At 48.3% G+C, this 2,511-nt stretch carries 3 protein-coding genes and 1 pseudogene; all 4 read right to left on the reverse strand.

The window, feature by feature from the left end; all coding sequences use genetic code 11:
- The coding region (locus tag DWY93_RS16680; protein ID WP_117472737.1) for a VirB6/TrbL-like conjugal transfer protein, CD1112 family at nucleotides 1-572 on the reverse strand (572 nt) is incomplete at its 3' end.
- A gap of 16 nt (nucleotides 573-588) precedes the next feature.
- Nucleotides 589-804, reverse strand: coding sequence for a Maff2 family mobile element protein (locus DWY93_RS16685; RefSeq protein WP_002610321.1), 216 nt, complete (start codon nucleotides 802-804; stop codon nucleotides 589-591).
- A 198-nt stretch (nucleotides 805-1,002) separates the two neighbouring features.
- Nucleotides 1,003-1,170 carry a hypothetical protein gene (locus DWY93_RS17270; RefSeq protein ID WP_002610319.1) on the reverse strand — a complete coding sequence of 56 codons (168 nt, stop codon included), beginning with the start codon at nucleotides 1,168-1,170 and terminating at the stop codon, nucleotides 1,003-1,005.
- A pseudogene (locus DWY93_RS16690) lies at nucleotides 1,163-2,470 on the reverse strand (type IV secretory system conjugative DNA transfer family protein); the annotation flags it as partial. The gene DWY93_RS17270 and the pseudogene DWY93_RS16690, both read right to left, overlap by 8 nt.
- Between the last annotated feature and the right edge of the window lie 41 nt (nucleotides 2,471-2,511).

Consider the following 2,511-nt stretch of genomic DNA (forward strand, 5'->3'; position numbering starts at 1 on the left):
TAGAGGATAACGGTTATCAGTACGGACATGATTTTCATGCAAAGGCTTACAAGGCTTGTTTCAAGCACAAGTAAGAGCAGTTCGGGGATTTCCATATCTTCAAGCCCCTCCTGCATGGTGGCAAGGGCTTCGGCAACGTCGATATTCGTATCGCCGCCGATAACCCCCGCTGCGCCGGAAACGATATGCTGCGCCATATCAAAGACCGCCATTGTGATGTTGAACGTGTTGGTTACGATAAACACCGCGACAAAGGCTTTGAATATCCACTTAAAGAACATGAATGTTTCTATGTCGTGCATATTGTTCTTTTCCGTTACCATGCTGATTAGCTCGTAGCATAGGACATAGGTAATGACAAGCCCCGCAATCGGAACGATTACATTTTCAGAAAGGGTCTGTATCATGCTGAAAATATTTGCGTTCCAACCCTGCGGGGTCTGTCCTACCTCGTTTGCGATAGTCCCGACTTTTTCGTTTACGTCCCCGAACATAGTTGACAGATTACCGTTTATCGCTCCGATAAGGATTTCCTTTATCCATTCGTTAATCGCGTCAAGTATGCTCTGCATAGGCAGCTACCCGCGCTTAACCGAACAAGCCGGAAAGCAGAGGTACAAGGATAGTGCCGATAAGGGCAACGCCGCCGCCCGCCATGAGCTGCTTAATGCCCTGTGATTTTGCGCCCGGATTATCATTTCCGTAGCCCTCCAAGAGATTGATAACGCCCCAAATGCCAAGTCCTGCTCCAAGAGCGATAACCAAAGTCTGTAATACGCCGATTGCGCTGTTGAAAAATTCCATAAAACTCCTTTCTGCCGCAAATGCGGCTTGCCCGTAAAAGGGCATAAAAAACGGCGGTCAGTTTTCAAACTGCCGCGGTCATAAGTCCCCGCGCTGCCTAAATGTCTGCTGCGCGGCGGTATTCAGTTGTCAGTGTGGGCGATAGGAATTTTTGTAGGGGCGCGTATCATGCAAGTTGTCTTTTTCTTTGTTACTGCGTCAATTCCTCCTTTCTTTTCGCTGCTGCTCATACAGGGCTTCACACCGTTTCACAAACTGCCGGATAGCAGCCTGCCGCTGCTGTTCCCGTCGTTCAGCAATCGAAACAAGCCCGTTTATGGCTTCTGTGATTTTCTTGTCCTTTTTCTTTCTGATACGTCTATTCATGGTCGGTGTCCTCCTGCAAATCGCTTTCGCTGATTTCGTAGTAGTCAAATACTTCGTCCGGCTTCACAAGGGCGGGTCTGCGCCTTAAATGCTTTTCCATATCAAAAGTATTTTTCTTGTCATAGTCGGAAAGATATTTATAGTTGGGGTGCTTTGTAATGTCGTACTTATCAGAGAAGAACGGGCGCACCCCTCGTAGCTGTAAAATACATTTCCCGCCGTCCATAACCGCTATTTCATCTTCCGTCATAAGCTGCTTGCCTAACTTCTGATAATTCAGCCCATGCGATACCTCGCGCCCCCGGTTCTCGGAAGTGTTGAAGCTGTCAATGGTTTCTTTCCCCAAGATTTCCGACATTTCTTTGAGGGTGGTTTTCTCCTTGCCGCCCAAGAAAAGGGTGGTGTCGCAGTTGCCGACTATGGTATCGGCGTTGTCCTTATAGATTGCCTTTAACTGGCTTTGCGACTGTAAGATAATCGACGCGGAGATTTCCCGGCTTCGTATGGTGGCTATGAGCTTTTCAAACTTCGGTATCTGCCCGATATTTGCAAACTCGTCTAACAGACAGCGCACATGGACGGGCAGCCTGCCGCCGTATTCATCATCTGCCTTGTCGCAAAGCAGATTGAAAAGCTGCGTGTAAAGAATACTCACGACAAAGTTAAAAGTATCGTCGGTGTCGCTGATGATAACAAACAGGGCGGTCTTGCGGTCGCCTATGGTGTCAAGCTCCATTTCGTCGGTTTCCATAAGGTCGCGCAGCTCCTTAATGTCAAAAGGGGCAAGCCGCGCACCGCAGGAAATGAGAATAGAGCTTCGTGTCTTTCCCGCAGATAACAGGAATTTCTTGTACTGCCGGACGGCAAAGTGTTCCGGGTCTTTTTCCTCCAACCGTTCAAACATGAGGTCAACGGGGGACTGAAATTCCGGGTCGTCCTCGCGGGCTTCACTGGCATTTATCATTTCAAGCAGCGTCGTGAAGTTCTTTTCTTCCTCCGGGGCTTCGTACCAAATGTAGCCGATAAGGGCGCAGTAAAAGAGCCGTTCCGATTTTACCCAAAAATCCTCCCCGGCTTTTTCCCCGTCCCCTTTGGTGTTGGCAATCAAGGTATTTACCAGTTTCAAAATGTCTTTTTCGCTGCGGATATAGGCAAAGGGATTATAACGCATGGATTTCTTAAAATTTATCGTGTTCAGCACCTTTATCCGATACCCGCCGCGCTGTAAGAGCTTCCCACACTCGACTAAAACCGTACCTTTCGGGTCAGTTACAACGTAGCTTGAGTGCATTTGCATTAAGTATGAGGTAGGCACCCTGCGCCTTGCTGACTTTCATCAGT

Origin of the sequence: Clostridium sp. AF28-12, assembly GCF_003435225.1 — a bacterium.
GTDB lineage: Bacteria > Bacillota > Clostridia > Lachnospirales > Lachnospiraceae > Pilosibacter > Pilosibacter fragilis.

What these genes read in the sequence shown, in the direction of transcription:
- DWY93_RS16685 (WP_002610321.1), bottom strand. Translation starts at nt 804, where the DNA reads ATGGAATTTTTCAACAGCGCAATCGGCGTATTACAGACTTTGGTTATC.
- DWY93_RS17270 (WP_002610319.1), bottom strand. Translation starts at nt 1,170, where the DNA reads ATGAATAGACGTATCAGAAAGAAAAAGGACAAGAAAATCACAGAAGCC.